Genomic DNA, 15,906 nt, shown 5'->3' on the forward strand with positions numbered 1-15,906 from the left:
CAATTATATTTCATTGTGACTCCAAATTTATTATTTTATTTTTGAGAACTTCAAAATTCACAGGCTTAGTAATATAGTCATCAGCCCCATAAGCCATTGCAGTTTGGTGATTGTTCTCATCTTCATAAGCGGTAATCATAAAAATTTTTAGATTGGGAAACTTTTTTTTGATAATTCTGAGCAGTTCTATCCCATTCATACCGGGCATATTAATATCCGACAAAATCAAGACAATCGACGCTTCTTTATGATTTTCTAAGTATTCCAAAGCCGCCTCTGCTGACAGGGCAAAATAAAAGTGAATTTGCCCTGCTTTGATTTCTTTTCTAAACTTTTGAGTAAACAAAGATTGAATATCTTCCTCGTCGTCTACAACCATTACTTTCATTTTCTTAATTCCTTAATTTCGGCTATTTTTTTCGGCAATATGATGATAAACTCTGTGTAGTTTCCTACTTCTGTTTCAACTTTTAGTTCTCCGCGATGTTGCTGGACGACAACATCGTGACTGATAGAAAGACCTAGACCAGTACCTTCTGCTGGTGGCTTTGTAGTAAAAAAGGGATTGAAAATTTTATCAAGTACCTCTGGCGTTATCCCTGGGCCATTATCGCGAATGCGGATTTCAATCCGACCGTCCAGATTTCGAGTTTTCACGTCAAGTATAGGTGAAAATCCTGACCCCATTTCTTGTTGCTTTTTATGGGCTGCATAGCAAGCATTGCTAATAATGTTAAGAAAAACCCTACCTATGTCTTGTGGCACGACCTCTACTTGGCCAATGTCACTGTCATAGTCGGTTTCTATGGTAATGTTAAAAGCAGTTTCCTTAGCTCGCATCCCGTGATAGGCTAGATTGATATATTCGACCAACAAACTATTTATATCTGTGGCTTCCCAATGGCCGCTTTGTCCCCTCGAATGCAACAGCATATTGCCAACTATTTTGTCTGCTCTTTGACCGTGTTGATTGATTTTTTTAAGATTTCCTTTGAGATCGGTTAATAGCTCGGCAATATATTCATTTGTTTCTGGCTCTAACCGTTCTCCTTGATTTTCTAATTCTGCAAACAGTTCTTCGGTTAATTCGACCGAAACTTCTGAGAAATTGTTGACAAAGTTTAATGGGTTTCGGATTTCGTGGGCAATCCCTGCTGTTAAACTACCCAGAGAAGCTAGTTTTTCTTGGACAACAATTTGATTTTGCATAGCTCTGAGATTTGCTTCTATCCGCTGGCGCTCTTCAATCTCATTTTGCAATTGCTCTACAGTATGGGTGAGTTCAGATGTACGCTCCTCGACTTTGATTTCTAGTTCCTCATTAGCCTTTTGCAGGGCTTTCTGGGCTTGTTTGCGATCGGTGATATCGCGGACGATCGCAACATATTCTTGCAGATCCCGATTGGAAAGGGAAGCATCTTGAGAGAATCGGTCTGAGATGGCAACTTCCAGGATGCGGGGGTCTCCATCGGGTAGCTTGAGATTTTGTTCGCTGCGACTGAGCCACTGCTCTGGCTGAACCCCTAATCCGGGTAATAATTTGTTCAGGTGAGACCCAATTAGCCGAGTAGCCTCTATTCCGAAGACGCTTTCAGCAGCGGGATTAGTCTGACGAATTATACCTTTTTCATCCAGCACTACAATAGCATCTAGGGCAATGGTAAAAAGCTGTTCTGCTCCCTCTCTTGCTTCGTCCATTGAGACGACTTGGGGTAAGCTTGTCCAGCAGGCAATGGCCACCCCCACAAAAGCAACTGTCAGGAGTACCACTACCAATAGATTCAAACCAACACTAGAATTAGCATATAATTTGAGGCCAAAAATCCAGCCGACAGCAACAGCGCTGACGATTAGCAAGATCAAAACTACAACCTGATAGGCTACAAAATCTGGGATTTTAACCTTGCTACTTTTGCGGTAAAGCCGAATCCACCATGACGGATGGAAGGGGGCAAAGGCAATGCGACTCATCCCTGCATCCACTGCTAAAATGGCAATGGGAAAAAACAACCCAATGATAAAGTCTTGCCAGCCCCAAGCCAAGCCTCCCACGACTAGAACTACCGCATCTACTACAAAGAATGCCAGCGACCACCAAGGCCACCGAATTTCTGGCCTACCCCGTCGCAGCCATAGTGAGAGATGGAACATCATCAGGCAGACAACCAAGCCAACATTAGTAATTGCCACAAGCCGAGGCACATTTCCCCAAGCTAGACAGATTAAACTGAGAACCAAAACAAAGACAAGCCCAAATCCAAATACACCCCGTCGGGATACAACTGCGAATGTTGGCGAAATATGCCCATCTACGGCAAGTTGGTACAACATCCGGGGGCAGTTGGAAACAATAGTCGCGCAACTCAGAAGACAGCTTGCGACGACTAGAAAGGTGACAAGGGTGGTAACCCCGGGCCCCCATAATACCTGACAGGCAGCTAATACATTCAAAAATACGTCATCTTTCAGACCAGGAGCGGTAGCCAAGCGCATCAGTACCCAAGCACCTCCTAAAATCACAGGCAGCATCCCCAGTGCGGAAATTTTGAGAAACTGCAAGGTTTTAGTAGGGTTGCGGCTATCCGCTACGAAACTGGCGGCGGAGTCACAGCAGTAGAAGATGTATGTACCAAAGTAAAACCATTTAGCCCAGTCAATAAAGGTGAATTCCGGCCAAGTTGCGGGGAAAAAGCCGGGACTGTTTGGGGAAAAAGCTAACCAGAATAGACCATAAATGGAAAAAACGGATAATACGCCGACTGTGGGCAACACAAAAAAGGCGTGCAGAATACTTAAGGCGCGAGTGCCGCTGAATGTCAAAATGAAGGGTAGGAGCGTGAAGGTAATATTTAGTAAAGTTTCAGGACAGCTAAAACCTAAACTATTGAGGTTGACTTTGATTAGCTGCGTCAGTACGATCGCAGAAATTGGCAGTGTTGCTACCCAGCTTAAAAAATATCCGATCGCTGCATAGCTTCCCAGACCCGGATAATTTTTCAGCATTCGGGCGGTATAGTTGGGCGTTCCCCCAGCCATGTCTGGGAAATACTCACCGATGCGTTTTACCTGTAGATTGAGCATCATGCCCATGATAATACCGGGCAACCAGACGAAGATGGCGCTAGGCCCGATCGCTGCTTGGATAGCTGTGGCGATGGTAAACCAATTGGCGTGACCTGTGAGCCCAAAGCCCGATGTTTCCACCGCACTCAGGCTTCGAGGCAGGCGCATGAGCGATCGGCTGTTAAGATTTTCTATTGGGGAAGGCTGAGTTGGTTCTGAGTGGTAGCCGTTTTCTGGCTGGTGTCGGATGTCTGTCGCCATCAGTTTTACTTATTTTTTTTTGGATTTTGCAGTCGCTACCCGATGTTCAGCTTTATAGATATAATTTTTTTTTGTTAAGTATTGTTCCTAGTCTTAAATTTTGGCAAAGCAGCCTTTCCCAATCAACCAGGAAAATCTATCTCAATCCATCTTCAATATTACATTCAATATTACATTTTATTTGTGACTTCTGACTTTTGCAAATTTCGCGTTCTTTTAGCCATGCCGTTGAGGCTTCCGCTAAGTCGTTGGGTGTTTAGGGAATTCAGGCATTATATAGAAATTGGCTAGAACTTACGCAACTGTCACAGTTCCGTATACCAGCCCCATAAAATTAGACAATAAATATCGGAATTTCGGCAAGTTTTAGTTGCTCAATTAAAGATTTTGATAGTATTTTTTGTTTAATTTTATATATTGTTTGACGATTTTTATTCGCTAAAATTTTGACAGCTAACCACAAAAATTCATGGCAAGCAATAGGATTTATTGGTACTATAGCTAGACGGCAATGCCAATATTATCTCCCGGTAAGTTGCTTGATTTCCCTAGGAAATTGCTCAATTTTCCAACGAATAACAAACAGTTTTTGTAGGTAATTTGTGCTGGATTTAGTCCGGTAGTTTGTCGCGACTGTCCACTTGTCAGTGCCCCGGACTGCTTAAATTAATGGGTGAGGGGGCGATCGCACCCTCACCATCTGCCAGTTGCGTAAGTCCTGTGGTTATTAGTAGGGTGCGCCGAGGCGCAATTTATTACCTACCAGAAAGAATTGGTTTAAAGCCGGAACCCATAAGCGGGAGAAATTAAAAGAAGACTATTCATTACTCCAATCCTCTTCCTTCCAGGTAGAGGTCGCTATCCCAAGTCAACTGTCAACTGAATACAGATAGTGTAAAAATAGAAGGAATACAGCGTAAGTCTTGTTCTTCCATCTTCCCTCTTCCTTCTGACTTCATAACTTACGCAAAAAATTGTTCAATCCGCTATTGGTAGAGTCTCTGTGGGCCGAGGCGCAGCCTACAGATAGAGTTTGTGCGTGCAGGGCTGTTCCCTCTTCCTTCTTTTTTCTTCCTTATCAATAAAAAACCCCGGTTTCTTCAAGAAACCGGGGTTTTTTCTACCAACTAAGAGAGGAGTCAAAACTTAACAGGTAGTGGTTGCCGGAATTCTGCATTTCTCGCACAACCCTCTAAACCAAACTACGGGCAAATTCTAGTTGCAACTTCTTTAAAGCTGTCTCATTTCCTCTTCAAGCACCCGAACCAAATCTTGGTTCCCACTGGATCTCGCTACTTCTATGCGGTGCATGAGTTGCTTGTGAATGTTAGCGCGGTGGGTTTCTGCTACTTTTTTTACGTTTTGACGATTTGTGTTCATGGTGGACGTTCCTTATATTAAATTTGGTGTACCTGCTACTTCTCTAATATAGCGCTAAATTCCAAAAAGTATCTAAATTTACAAAAAATTTACAGTTGTTGACCGATCGACCAAACTCCTGTATAAGATTGGTCATAAGTCAATAGCGATTTCTTGACAATCAAAAAAAAGGCAGAACGCTAGAGCTGCCGAAGGACGAAAGCTAGAGCTGCAGAAGTCTAGAGCTGCAGAAGGCAGAAGGCAGAAGTAGAAATTCTCCCCATCTCACAACATTTACTCAAAGGGTAGGGTACTTATGCCGTACCCAACATTTACTCAAAACTCACAACTTGCTTCAGCGCCTCTACCAACTGCTGAAGGTGTGCGAGCTCGTGAGTTGCCATCAGCGAAATCCGAATTCGACTCACGCTTACAGTCGGAGGCCGAATCGCCGGAGCAAAAATACCCATGTCCTTGAGTTTGCTGCCTACTGTTAAAGCTGCCGCTGCATTTTTTAACGGAAGACTGAAAATTGGCGAGAGGGAATTGCTAATTGGTAATTGGTGATTGGTAATCGCGCAATATTTAAAAGTTTCGATATTTTGTTGCAACCGAACTCGGCGTTTTGGTTCTTGCTGTACAATCCTCACAGCTTCCAAAGCAGCCGCCGCATCAGCAGGCGTCAATGCTGTAGTATAAATCCAACTGGCAGCTCGATTACGCAGAAAATCAATTAAAGCAGCAGAGCCCGCAACGTAACCACCTAAACTTCCCAAAGCTTTGCTGAGTGTCCCCACTTGAATCAGTGGTCTTCCCGTACACCCGAAATGTTCTGCACAACCAGCACCGCTAGCACCGAAAACTCCTGTAGCGTGAGCTTCATCTACTAATACCATGCAGTTAAATTTTCCTGCCACAGCTAACAACTGCGGCAGCGGACACAAGTCCCCATCCATGCTGAAGACGCTATCGGTAATAATTAAACACTTGCGGTACCTGGCGCGATTTTGCTCTAGCTTGGCCTTTAAATCCTCAAGATTGCAGTGACTGTACTCTAGGGCAGTTGCACCGCTGAGTGTGGCTCCGTTTTTCAGGCTCGAATGGTTGTACTTGTCAGATAATATCAAATCGCGCTTGCCGACAACGGATGCGATCGCCCCTAGATTCGCCAAATATCCCGAACTGAACACTAAAGCATCTTCAGTTTGTTTTAAATTAGCAATAGCTTGTTCTAGCTGTCGGTGCAAATTGCGGTGTCCGCTGACCAACCTCGAACCCGTCGCACCCGTACCAAATTCCTTAGTTGCAGCCATAGCAGCTTGAATTAACCTGTCATCGCCGGCAAGTCCCAGATAATCGTTGCTGGCAAAGTTAATCAGGCTGTGGCCTGCTAACTTTACCACAGGCCCGGGGCAACTATCGATCGATTGTGGCGATCGATACCAATCGGCACGGCGAACTGTGTCCAGGGCCTTCTCTATCCAAGCGTAAGGGTCTGCGTTCATATTGGAAAGCGATCGGGTAATACGTTATATTAGCTGGTGATCAGTTCCTCCGCATCACAAAAGCATATGCCACTCACTAAAAAATACAGATTAGTCACCCGCAGCGATTTTGACGGTCTTGTCTGTGCCGTTTTGCTCAAAGAACTCGATATGATCGACGAGATTAAATTCGTGCATCCTAAAGATATGCAGGATGGGAAAATCGAAATAACAAATAACGATATTAGCACCAATTTACCCTATGTTGATGGAGTTCATCTAGCTTTCGATCACCACTTCAGCGAAACTCTCAGACATGAGAAAATCAAAATTAACCACATCATCGATCCCTATGCAGCTTCTGCAGCTAGGGTACTGTACAAATATTATGGAGGCAAAGCAAAGTTTCCTGATATTTCTGAGGCGATGATGGCGGCAGTTGACAAATCAGATTCTGCTCAATTCGCCCAAGAAGAGGTTCTGCATCCGCAAGAATGGGTATTGTTAAACTTCATAATGGACGCCCGAACCGGCTTGGGAAGGTTTAAAGAATTTACGGTCTCCAATTATCAGTTAATGATGCAGTTAATCGATTACTGCAAAAATCATACCATCGATGAAATTTTGCAGCTTCCTGATGTAAAAGAAAGAGTAGACCTCTACTTCGAGCAAGAAGAAAAATTTAAAGAGCAAATACAGCGATGCGCCCAAGTTTATAATAATTTAGTTGTTTTGGATTTGCGTAACGAAGAGGTGATTTATGCGGGAAATCGTTTTGTAATTTATGCTTTGTTCCCCGAGTGCAATATATCGATTCACGTACTTTGGGGACTAAAAAAACAAAATACTGTTTTCGCAGTTGGCAAGTCAATCTTTAACAAAACTTCTAAAACTAATATTGGGGAGTTAATGTTAAGATATGGCGGCGGTGGACACCAGAATGCCGGAACTTGTCAGATAGAGAACAATAAAGCTAGTCAAGTTTTAAAAGAGTTAATTGCCCAGATAGAGCAAAATGGTTAAATTGGCTTTATCTTTTTTGCAGTCAGGACTTGAATCTTTGATGATTTATTTTAATTTTCATCACTAAAGTCCTTACTACAAACAGGAATTTTTAGGACTGAAGTCCTTACTGCAAAGGGGAGTTTAGTCCTCAAGGTTTTGAGCTGACGGGTTCTGAACATTGAGATTTTCGGAACTGTTGCCTTTGACTGGTGGCAAATGGTCTACCAAACCCATATCAAAAGCGATATCCGGCAGCTCATCAGCGTTATATTTTCCTGGCTCAAACAATCGCCCGGGAGTAAAACAAGGCTGTTTCAATCGTACCACCTCCCCGGGTGAAAACATTCCCCTAAACATTTTGCGTTCGAGTCCCATAATTTTCGCTCCTAAAACAATTCTCGCATTAATCTTAGCAATTTTTGAGCGGCAGCTTCCCAATTAAATAAATCCGCCGTCTCTCTAGCTTTTTGAGCTACCTGAAAACGCATCGGGTCTTCAACAATTTTTCGCAACTGTTCGCGAACAGACTGAACATTTGGTTCTGCCCAATGAGGAGCATTTCTGATTTCTAGATACTGAGTATCGTAACACTTTCCGACGGGAACTAGATCGTAAGCAATGGGATAGCAGTTATCAGCATTGGCGTACTCAGTCGGGCCGCCGTACATCGTCATAGCAACGGGCAAACCTGCTGCAAAGGCATCCAAAATTTTAATCGCAAAACCCTCGCCGCGAAAGGGAGCTAAAAAAGCATCGGCTGACAAGTATAAATTAGCTAGTTCTGCTTTATTATAAAATTTAGGGATGATCAAAATTTTTGGTTTTAACTTGCCGAGGCGCTTTTCTATATTGACGAGATGTTCCACTATAACATCAGGATTTTTGCCACCATCTTTGATAATTAACTCTACGTTAGAATCATCTTTAAACTCTTCACAAAAAGCTTGAATGGCGACATCCGTGCCAAATCTATACAAATCAAAAGAATTGGTCATGTGCAGAATATGCTTTACATCTTGTTTGGTCTTTTGCGGTCGGGGAAAATAGAGTTGCGAGATTAAAGGATTGAAACCTAGAGGCATTACTGATACGTTGGTTGCCGGACATCCAGCTTTTATTAAGACGTTTTTAGAATATTAGCTGACGGCTAGTTTGTGGGATAAGTTATTGACAGCATCGTAAATCCAGTAATCATAATCATCACTGTTTTTGGCGCATTCGTAATTGATAGCAAAAAATTCTAAGTTGAGATGTCCCTTGAGTTCTTTTAAAAAATAAGGTTTCCAGTAATGAGACCATTTTATCTGAAATAAATCTGAGGGTGTGGTGTTCATCCACTTCGCTAGCAGGTCGTTTTCTTCTGCTGTCGAATTGCCGCTGAGATGAGATGCTATTGTTGAAGGTTCGACCGAAATAGGAATTCCCATTTGGTGTAAAGTTTTCGCCAGGGATAGGGTAATGTCGGTGAAGGAGTTAAAGTGTTGAAATGCAACGTTAAAGTGAACCATATTTATTAGCGGCGTTACTGAACTAAGGTATGATTAGTTCAAAGATAAATTGATAAAAACAATTAACGAAAAGTCAAAGCCTATGAAATGTCCTAATGTAAATCAAGTCATATCAATAAAAATGGCCATAAAAAAGGTAAACAGAATTATCTTTGTGTTGAGTGTGGTAGGCAATTCATAGAATCCTACCAATCCCATAAAGGTCACTCTCAAGAAGTTAAGCACGAATGCCTAAAGATGTATGTCAATGGTATGGGTTTTCGAGCCATAGAAAGAATCCAAGGTGTTCATCATACAACAATAATTAGTTGGGTCAAACAGGTGGGAAAACTTCTGCCAGAGGCTTACGAAGCAGACACAATTCCCGATGTCGGAGAATGGGATGAATTAGAAAAACATTTATTGGCTCAAAAAAAACTTGCATCTGGCTGTGGACAGCAGTAGACCACTTCAAAGCAGGAATTTTAGGATGGGTTTTAGGGGATCATAGTGCCCAAACATTTAAACCTTTATGGGAGAGCTTTGAGAAATGGAAATGCTATTTTTACGTAACAGATAGCCCGAAAGTTTATCCAATGTTTATTCCTGATCGTGGCCAAATCATCTCTCAAACTTAGATGACTTGCAGTGAAAATACAAGACTCATATCATGTCCGATCGATTAACCATAATATCCCGGTTGGGGCTGGTTTTTGAGATTGTCTATTATTGGAGGTATTGTTGGTGAACCCGCCCTACAAAATCGCGCTCGCTCGAAAGGAAAGGATATCAGACATTATTTGGATTGATTAAATAGAAAAACTCTTTGTTATTCTAAATCCGAAGAAATGCTCAAACATTCGATTCGTTTATTAATCCACGCTCTTCAAATTCTCGGACGTTCCCATTTCATCTTCAAGTAATCATTTAGATACTCTGATTTGAACACTATTCGACCTTAACTGCCAGCGGCAAGCTTCCTAATCATACCTCAATTCAGCAATGCCAAATTAAGATGCGTTTACCCTGGAGTCTAAAGCCAGGATTGGGCAGCAGTTAAATATGTATGCCTATCCTACTTGACTTTTGTGACATTTTCGTAAGTTGTCACCAATGCGAAGACCTTGGTAAGCTGTTGCGGCATTTAAATTGTCTGTCAAAAAACCATGAAACAATGAGTGGGGTGTCTCGCCCGCCTCGAATATGCAATTTAAATGCGCGACAGCTTAATGAAGATTTGTGAGGAAGAGCCTCGGTCTCCTCCTTTTAATCGAGGCTGTGCCTCCTCCAAAGGTCTTCCCAGGCAGTGCCTGGGAACGATGGGAATAGTCATTGGTCATGCGTTAATTGCTACTAACTAATAACTAATAACTAATTAGCCCTTTTTTACAGCTTCTGGAACACTGCGAACATCGGCAGATACATCGACAGCAAAATCGAACCTACGATACCACCGACGACCACAATCATCAGAGGTTCTAGCATACTGGTAAGTCCTTTTACTGCTTCTTCCACTTCCGTTTCGTAGAAAGCGCCAACTTTCATCAGCATCTTGTCAAGTTCCCCTGTCTCCTCACCAATTGCCATCATTTGAATGGCCAAAGACGGAAAAACAGCTTGTTCTTGCAAAGCAATACTGATCATGCCGCCGCTTTGAATTTCCTGTCTCGCATATTCGATCGCATTCGATATCGCCTGATTACCTGCCACATCTCGCACAATTTCCAAAGAACTGAGAATCGGCACGCCCGATCGCGTCAGCGACCCAAATATCACGCAAAACCGAGCCACAGCCGATTTTTCAATCAAATCTCCAAAAATCGGCAACTTCATCGCAATCCGATCAATTTGCAAGTGGCCGATTGGAGTTTTGTAGTACATATCAAAGGCAAATTTGAGCGCAATAATCACCCCAATAACTGTTATTTGTTGGATGGGAGGCCAAGCTGTACAAAACGCACTAATTGCCAGCATAAACAGCGTAAAAGCAGGCAAATCTGCACCAATATCCTTAAAGATTTTAGCGAAAGTTGGCAGCAAGAATATAGTCATTGCGAAAAAAATCACGATCGCGATGGAAAACACTGTCTTCGGATAAGACATTGCCGAATTAATTTCAGCCTCCGTCTTGTGATTTTTTTCCATCATCAGCGCCAGACGGTCTAGGGTTTCATCTAGCACCCCCCCGACTTCTCCCGCCGCCACCATACTGATAAACAGTTGGTCAAAAACATCAGGAAACTTAGCCATCGCCTCTGCCAAGTTTATCCCCTCCTGCACGTCAGCATTCATGCTCCTGAGTGCTCGCTTCAACTTAGCATTAGAACACTGCTCGTGCAGCACGGAAAGGCATCTCACGATCGCCACCCCTGCATTAAACATAGCCGCAAACTGACGAGCAAAAATAGCCATATCCTTAACAGTAAGACTGGTAAGGTTATACTCGATTTGCTCCTGAATCTTACTGAAATCAAAGCCACCTTTCGGTTTTTGGCGGATAACGTTGGTAGCCACAGCTCACCTCTGAAAATTTATTAAAAGTTATGACTGATCAGTCATCAGTCATTAATTCAGCCTGCTGACTCCTGACTAATGACTGCAGACTGAATTAATGAGCTCCTACCTTGGCGCCACCAACAGGTGCCGGGCCGATCAAGCGTTCGAGTTCGTCAGCCTTAGAAGCCTTGGCCATTGCCGATTCCCAAGTGACTTTACCGCTCTTGTAAAGTTCAGCGAGGGCCATTTCCATCGTCCTCATACCCAATTTTGCCCCCATTTGGATTTGCGAGTAAATCATGGGAGTTTTGCCCTCGCGGATCAAGTTAGCCATAGCTGGAGTATTTACCATGATTTCCATAGCGCAGCAGCGGCCGCCCCCAACTTTCACTACCAAATTTTGGCTGCAAATTCCCACCAGAGAGTTAGATACCTGGGCGCGAACCTGGGGTTGTTGAATTGGCGGGAACACGTCCAAAATCCGATCGACCGTTGCACCCGCCGAATTAGTGTGCAGCGTTCCCATCACCATGTGACCCGTTTCTGCAGCCGAAATTGCCAGACCGATCGTTTCCAAGTCCCGCATTTCCCCCACCAGAATTACATCAGGATCTTCGCGCAAAGCAGCTTTCAGCGCATTAGCAAAGCTCTTAGTATCTTCGCCCTTTTGGCGCTGGTGAAACAAACTCTTGATATTAGGAAACACATATTCGATCGGATCTTCAACTGTTAGAATGTGTTCCGCCCGCGTCCGGTTGACCAGATCCAACAAAGCCGCCATCGTAGTAGTTTTCCCGGAACCTGTTTGCCCCGTCACCAACAACATACCCCTGGGTCTTTCCGTCAGATCCCGCAAAATCTGCGGCACGCCTAAAGCATCTGCATTAGGAATCTTAGAAGCCAGAGCCCGCATACAAGCAGCCCAAGCACCCCGCTCCCGGTAGACATTAACGCGGAACCGAGCCAATCCCCGAACGCCGTAAGCGCAGTCGAGTTCCCACTCCATTTCCAACTGCTTGCGCTGCATATTGTTGAGCATTTGGAAAATCAGGATCTGCACTTCCTCAGCCGACAGAATGTCGCCGTATTGCGTCTGAGGAGTTAGTTTACCGCTGACTCGGAAGAATATAGGCGCGCCCGCTTGGATGTGTATGTCCGAACCCCCTTGCTCTACCAGGGACTCCAGTACGTCTTCAATCATCAGACCCATAGATACCTCTCCTCGATCAAATTGATAGTTATTGACCAATCTAGCTCAGTTAACAGTCAACAGTTGACAGTTGACAGTTGACAGTTGACAGTTGACAGTTGACAGTTGACAGTTGACAGTTGACAGTTGACAGCTTGCCCGCTTGCTTAGAGAAGGGTTGACAGTTGACAGCTTGCCCGCTTGCTTAGAGAAGGGTTGACAGTTAACTGCTGAATCAATCCAAAAAGCGTGGTGTCAAGCAGTAGGGACAATCCAGCATCTCCGGCTTCAATTCGGCCCGACAACTTTTGCAGGTAAGCCCCTGCTTGCGTTTGGCTTTCATTTCCGCCTCCAGGCCGGAGTCTGTAAACGTCACCCGCTCGACTTCTTCAAAGGTAGTCGCGCCTTCCCGCACCAACTGCAAGCTGTAAGCCAACAAAGTTTTCATCCCTTCTTCTACTGCTGCTTCCTTAATTTGCTCTGTGGGAGCTCCTTGAGTAATCAGAGTTTGAAGCCGCTCAGTATTTTTCAGGTACTCGTAAACCCCTACCCGTCCTTTGTAGCCTAGGCCGCCGCACTTCCGACAAAGTTGCTCGCGTTCTGCCAGTTCCTTCCTTTCCTCCACCGGTACAGTGTTGGCTTTGCAAACAGTTAGATCAATTTCTTGAGAAGCCGATAGACCGTACTTGCCGAGTTCTGCGACAGTAGGCTGGTAAGGAATGCAGCATTTGTCGCAAACGCGCCGCATCAGACGCTGAGCCAACACGCCCAACAGAGCGGCTGAAACCATGAACGGTTCTACGCCCATTTCGGCCAAACGCGCGACTGCCCCGGCCGCGTCGTTGGTGTGCAGCGTCGTCAGCACCAAGTGTCCCGTCAAAGCAGCTTCCAGAGCCGTTTTTGCCGTTTCCCTGTCCCGCGTTTCTCCAACCAGCATCACGTCAGGGTCTTGCCGCAAAAATGCCCGCAGAATGTTGGAAAAAGTCAAGTCTTTTTCCCGAATTACTTGACATTGGGTAATTCCTGGCAAAGCATATTCGATCGGGTCTTCGGCCGTACTGATATTAACCCCCGGATCGTTCCGTTCCGCCAGAATCGAGTACAGAGTAGTTGACTTGCCCGAACCCGTCGGCCCCGTCACCAAAATCAGTCCGAACGGACGGCTAGCACTTTCTCGCACTAAGGCCAGAGTTTCTTCGTCGGAGATTAACAAACCCAAACCCAACTGAGTGCTGGAACTGTCCAAAATCCGCAGCACGATTTTTTCGCCGTACCGGGAAGGCAAGCTGTTCACCCGGAAATCCACCGTGCGTCCCTCAAACACCCGGCGGATGCGGCCGTCTTGAGCTTGTCGGCGTTCGGCAATATCCAGGTTGGCAATAATCTTGAAACGAGCCGTAATCGATGCGACTACCTGCTTGGGAAACCGGAAATACTCTTGCAGCACCCCGTCTTTCCGCATCCGAATCCGCATGAACTCTTCTTGAGGTTCTACGTGGATGTCAGACACCTTTTCCGACAAAGCTTTAGCCAAAATGATATTGACGGCCTTAATTACGGGAGCAGCCTCCGCATCGTCCAAGGTGTTAGCGAGGTCTTCTTGGTCGCTACTCTCCTCTTCTAGGGAGAGCTCGCCAAAATCTCCCTCCCCTAAGTCCATCTTTCTCTGTTTTTCGATTTCAGCTTTTTTAGCTTCCCTCTTAACTTGGTCGTCTTGATAGGCAGAAGTAATGTCCTGGTAGTCGTCTGGTGTAATCACCCGTCGCTGCAAAGCCAAGCCATGAGGCTGTAAAATCCGCCGCAAATCTTCTATGGCGTTGAGGTTATCGGGATCTACCATTGCCACTAAAACCGCCGCAGGCTCAGTTTCAGTCTTCGCTACGGGTAAAAACCGACCTTGGTGACAAATGTCGATCGAAATCTTCAACGCGTCGAGCATAATTCCGAGTTGCTCGTTAGACATTTCGCTCATCTCCGGGTCAAATGCTTCAACGCCGTAGACTATCTTCCGTTCAAACATCTGCTGCTTCTTGTAAAGTCGCAGCAATTCTGGGGGTAACGGCTGCCCGGTAAGTGCTTCTAATACCTCCGTCAAACGCTTGCCCGACTTCTGGCTTTCAATTTGAGCTTGCTTCACTTGCTCGCCGTTGACGTAACCCGACTGAATCATCTTGGTGAGAGCCGGAGGAAATTGGCTCACAGAAACTAGGGATGTGGAGCGAGGCGGGGATGTGCTAGTCATAAAAAACACTCAATAGGTGGGAAACTCAGTCACACAGAGTGCTGAGAGGAAAACCAACGCGGGGTTTTAACCCCCGTATTCTTTGCTTATGGATCAGCTATCATTTTCTTGCTCAATCCCTATCTCTCCAGTGTAAGCTCGCTGTCCCCTCTAAGCTTCGTCCACACATTGACGATATGTTGGAGGGATTTGCCGGTGCTTGCAATCAAATCTTGTTCGTTGAGTGCTAAGTTGCTTACTTACCTGATTAACTTGCGGGATACTCTCGTTATAGCGTCAGGGCAAATCACTTGGGGATTCCCCGTGCCGGGAGAGAAAAGCGGGGCGGGGTGTGTCCCCTTCCCAGGCTAATTCTATTTTCCCAAATTGTTTGCTCAAATTACAGCGCCCGTGGTGACGCAGTTAGCTGTACTAAATTAAAGATGACCTATGTTCTGTGATGATAGCTTTTACGAAAGCCTCGATCGCCCTTTTGAAATATATTTTGATTAATTATCTGCGATCGGTCACTGCCCGATCGTCGGCTGCATCAGTCCCCAATGCAAATTTTGAGCAACTCTAGTTTGGGATCAGTAAATATTACTTTAATTCTTCTTGGGTGTCTGAACCTTTGTGACGTAAGCTTAACGGATCAGAAATGTTGGAAAGCAGCCAATTAGATATTAATCTAATTTACAGATGATCACCTCCGCCCGATCACCTAATGTCTATCATTTGACTGGCCAAAATTCGAGAATTCAAGAAACTTAGGCGTTATAGAATCAGTAAAACCACAGCCCCTATTCGCGTCAAGATTAACAACCTAGTATCTAAGTTACACAAGCACACAGATAACTACTTACTCACTAAATACAAATTCCTTTTTTTTCCGACTTTGAAAACTCAGCAAATGGTAATAAATGCCAGTATCAAATTGCAACTAAAACAGCCTCACCGATGATAACTTTAAGTCACTAAGTAGGTCGGCGAAAAAAAACAAAACTATGTTAAGATACCTAAAGAAAGGTATAGCGTAAGGATTCAGGTATCTGAAACGTAGTCACAGAAGGAATTCTAGAATTCAAGCATTCGCTAAATTAACAGCTTAATTCTCAAGAGGTACGAAAATAAAAGCTTTCAGGGTTTCTTAATAAGAATGGATATTTAATGATTATTCAATCAAATGGTTACACCCAGAAGTGTTGAATGATAGGAAAAGATTGCTAAAATTGGCCCAAAAATGTATAATTGCAGAGTTATAAAATATTAATAATCAACTGAAATGCTATTTTCTAACTTCCCCAAAATTGTCAAACGGTATCTCGCCCATTTACGATGATG

The 15,906-nt window shown here is 44.3% G+C and carries 11 protein-coding genes and 1 pseudogene; 2 read left to right on the forward strand and 10 right to left on the reverse strand.

Annotated elements, in window-relative coordinates:
• Positions 1 to 10: 10 nt before the first annotated feature.
• The 4 genes from QUA44_RS19370 to bioF all read right to left on the reverse strand — a co-directional run bounded on the left by QUA44_RS19370 (position 11) and on the right by bioF (position 6,188).
• Positions 11 to 388 carry a response regulator gene (locus QUA44_RS19370; RefSeq protein ID WP_333255651.1) on the reverse strand — a complete coding sequence of 126 codons (378 nt, stop codon included), beginning with the start codon at positions 386 to 388 and terminating at the stop codon, positions 11 to 13.
• The gene (locus tag QUA44_RS19375; RefSeq protein ID WP_333255649.1) at positions 385 to 3,324 is read right to left on the reverse strand and encodes an amino acid permease; all 2,940 of its coding nucleotides are present in this window, start codon (positions 3,322 to 3,324) and stop codon (positions 385 to 387) included. Before QUA44_RS19375 ends, QUA44_RS19370 begins: the two co-directional genes overlap by 4 nt.
• A 1,230-nt stretch (positions 3,325 to 4,554) precedes the next feature.
• Positions 4,555 to 4,704 carry an arginine synthesis PII-interacting regulator PirA gene (gene pirA, locus QUA44_RS19380; protein WP_172185012.1) on the reverse strand — a complete coding sequence of 50 codons (150 nt, stop codon included), beginning with the start codon at positions 4,702 to 4,704 and terminating at the stop codon, positions 4,555 to 4,557.
• 311 nt (positions 4,705 to 5,015) lie between these two features.
• Positions 5,016 to 6,188, reverse strand: coding sequence for an 8-amino-7-oxononanoate synthase (bioF, locus tag QUA44_RS19385; protein WP_333255647.1), 1,173 nt, complete (start codon positions 6,186 to 6,188; stop codon positions 5,016 to 5,018).
• A 66-nt stretch (positions 6,189 to 6,254) separates the two neighbouring features.
• Between bioF and QUA44_RS19390 the strand changes: the two genes are divergently transcribed.
• The gene (locus tag QUA44_RS19390; RefSeq protein WP_333255645.1) at positions 6,255 to 7,190 is read left to right on the forward strand and encodes an exopolyphosphatase; all 936 of its coding nucleotides are present in this window, start codon (positions 6,255 to 6,257) and stop codon (positions 7,188 to 7,190) included.
• 123 nt (positions 7,191 to 7,313) lie between these two features.
• On the opposite strand, the gene QUA44_RS19395 is transcribed toward QUA44_RS19390, so the two are convergent.
• Genes QUA44_RS19395 through QUA44_RS19405 form a run of 3 tightly spaced genes read right to left on the reverse strand, consistent with a single transcriptional unit; the run spans position 7,314 to position 8,680 of the window.
• Positions 7,314 to 7,547, reverse strand: a complete 234-nt coding sequence (locus tag QUA44_RS19395; protein ID WP_333255643.1) for a hypothetical protein — start codon at positions 7,545 to 7,547, stop codon at positions 7,314 to 7,316.
• A gap of 11 nt (positions 7,548 to 7,558) precedes the next feature.
• Complete coding sequence (locus QUA44_RS19400; RefSeq protein ID WP_333255641.1) at positions 7,559 to 8,254, reverse strand: glycosyltransferase family 4 protein; 696 nt, start codon at positions 8,252 to 8,254, stop codon at positions 7,559 to 7,561.
• A gap of 54 nt (positions 8,255 to 8,308) precedes the next feature.
• Positions 8,309 to 8,680 (reverse strand): hypothetical protein, encoded by a 372-nt coding sequence (locus tag QUA44_RS19405; RefSeq protein WP_333255640.1) that lies wholly within the window; start codon positions 8,678 to 8,680, stop codon positions 8,309 to 8,311.
• Between the two features lie 82 nt (positions 8,681 to 8,762).
• Between QUA44_RS19405 and QUA44_RS19410 the strand changes: the two are divergent.
• A pseudogene (locus QUA44_RS19410) lies at positions 8,763 to 9,294 on the forward strand (IS1 family transposase); the annotation flags it as partial.
• Positions 9,295 to 10,045: 751 nt separating this feature from the next.
• Here the strand turns inward: QUA44_RS19410 and QUA44_RS19415 are convergent.
• The 3 genes from QUA44_RS19415 to QUA44_RS19425 form a co-directional block, all read right to left on the reverse strand.
• Positions 10,046 to 11,173 carry a type II secretion system F family protein gene (locus tag QUA44_RS19415; RefSeq protein ID WP_333255638.1) on the reverse strand — a complete coding sequence of 376 codons (1,128 nt, stop codon included), beginning with the start codon at positions 11,171 to 11,173 and terminating at the stop codon, positions 10,046 to 10,048.
• A gap of 94 nt (positions 11,174 to 11,267) precedes the next feature.
• Positions 11,268 to 12,365: a type IV pilus twitching motility protein PilT gene (locus tag QUA44_RS19420; RefSeq protein WP_333255636.1), complete on the reverse strand. Its 1,098-nt coding sequence runs from the start codon at positions 12,363 to 12,365 to the stop codon at positions 11,268 to 11,270.
• 214 nt (positions 12,366 to 12,579) lie between these two features.
• Positions 12,580 to 14,586, reverse strand: a complete 2,007-nt coding sequence (locus QUA44_RS19425; RefSeq protein ID WP_333255634.1) for a GspE/PulE family protein — start codon at positions 14,584 to 14,586, stop codon at positions 12,580 to 12,582.
• Positions 14,587 to 15,906 lie beyond the last annotated feature (1,320 nt).

Source organism: Microcoleus sp. N9_A2, assembly GCF_036701775.1.
GTDB lineage: Bacteria > Cyanobacteriota > Cyanobacteriia > Cyanobacteriales > Microcoleaceae > Microcoleus.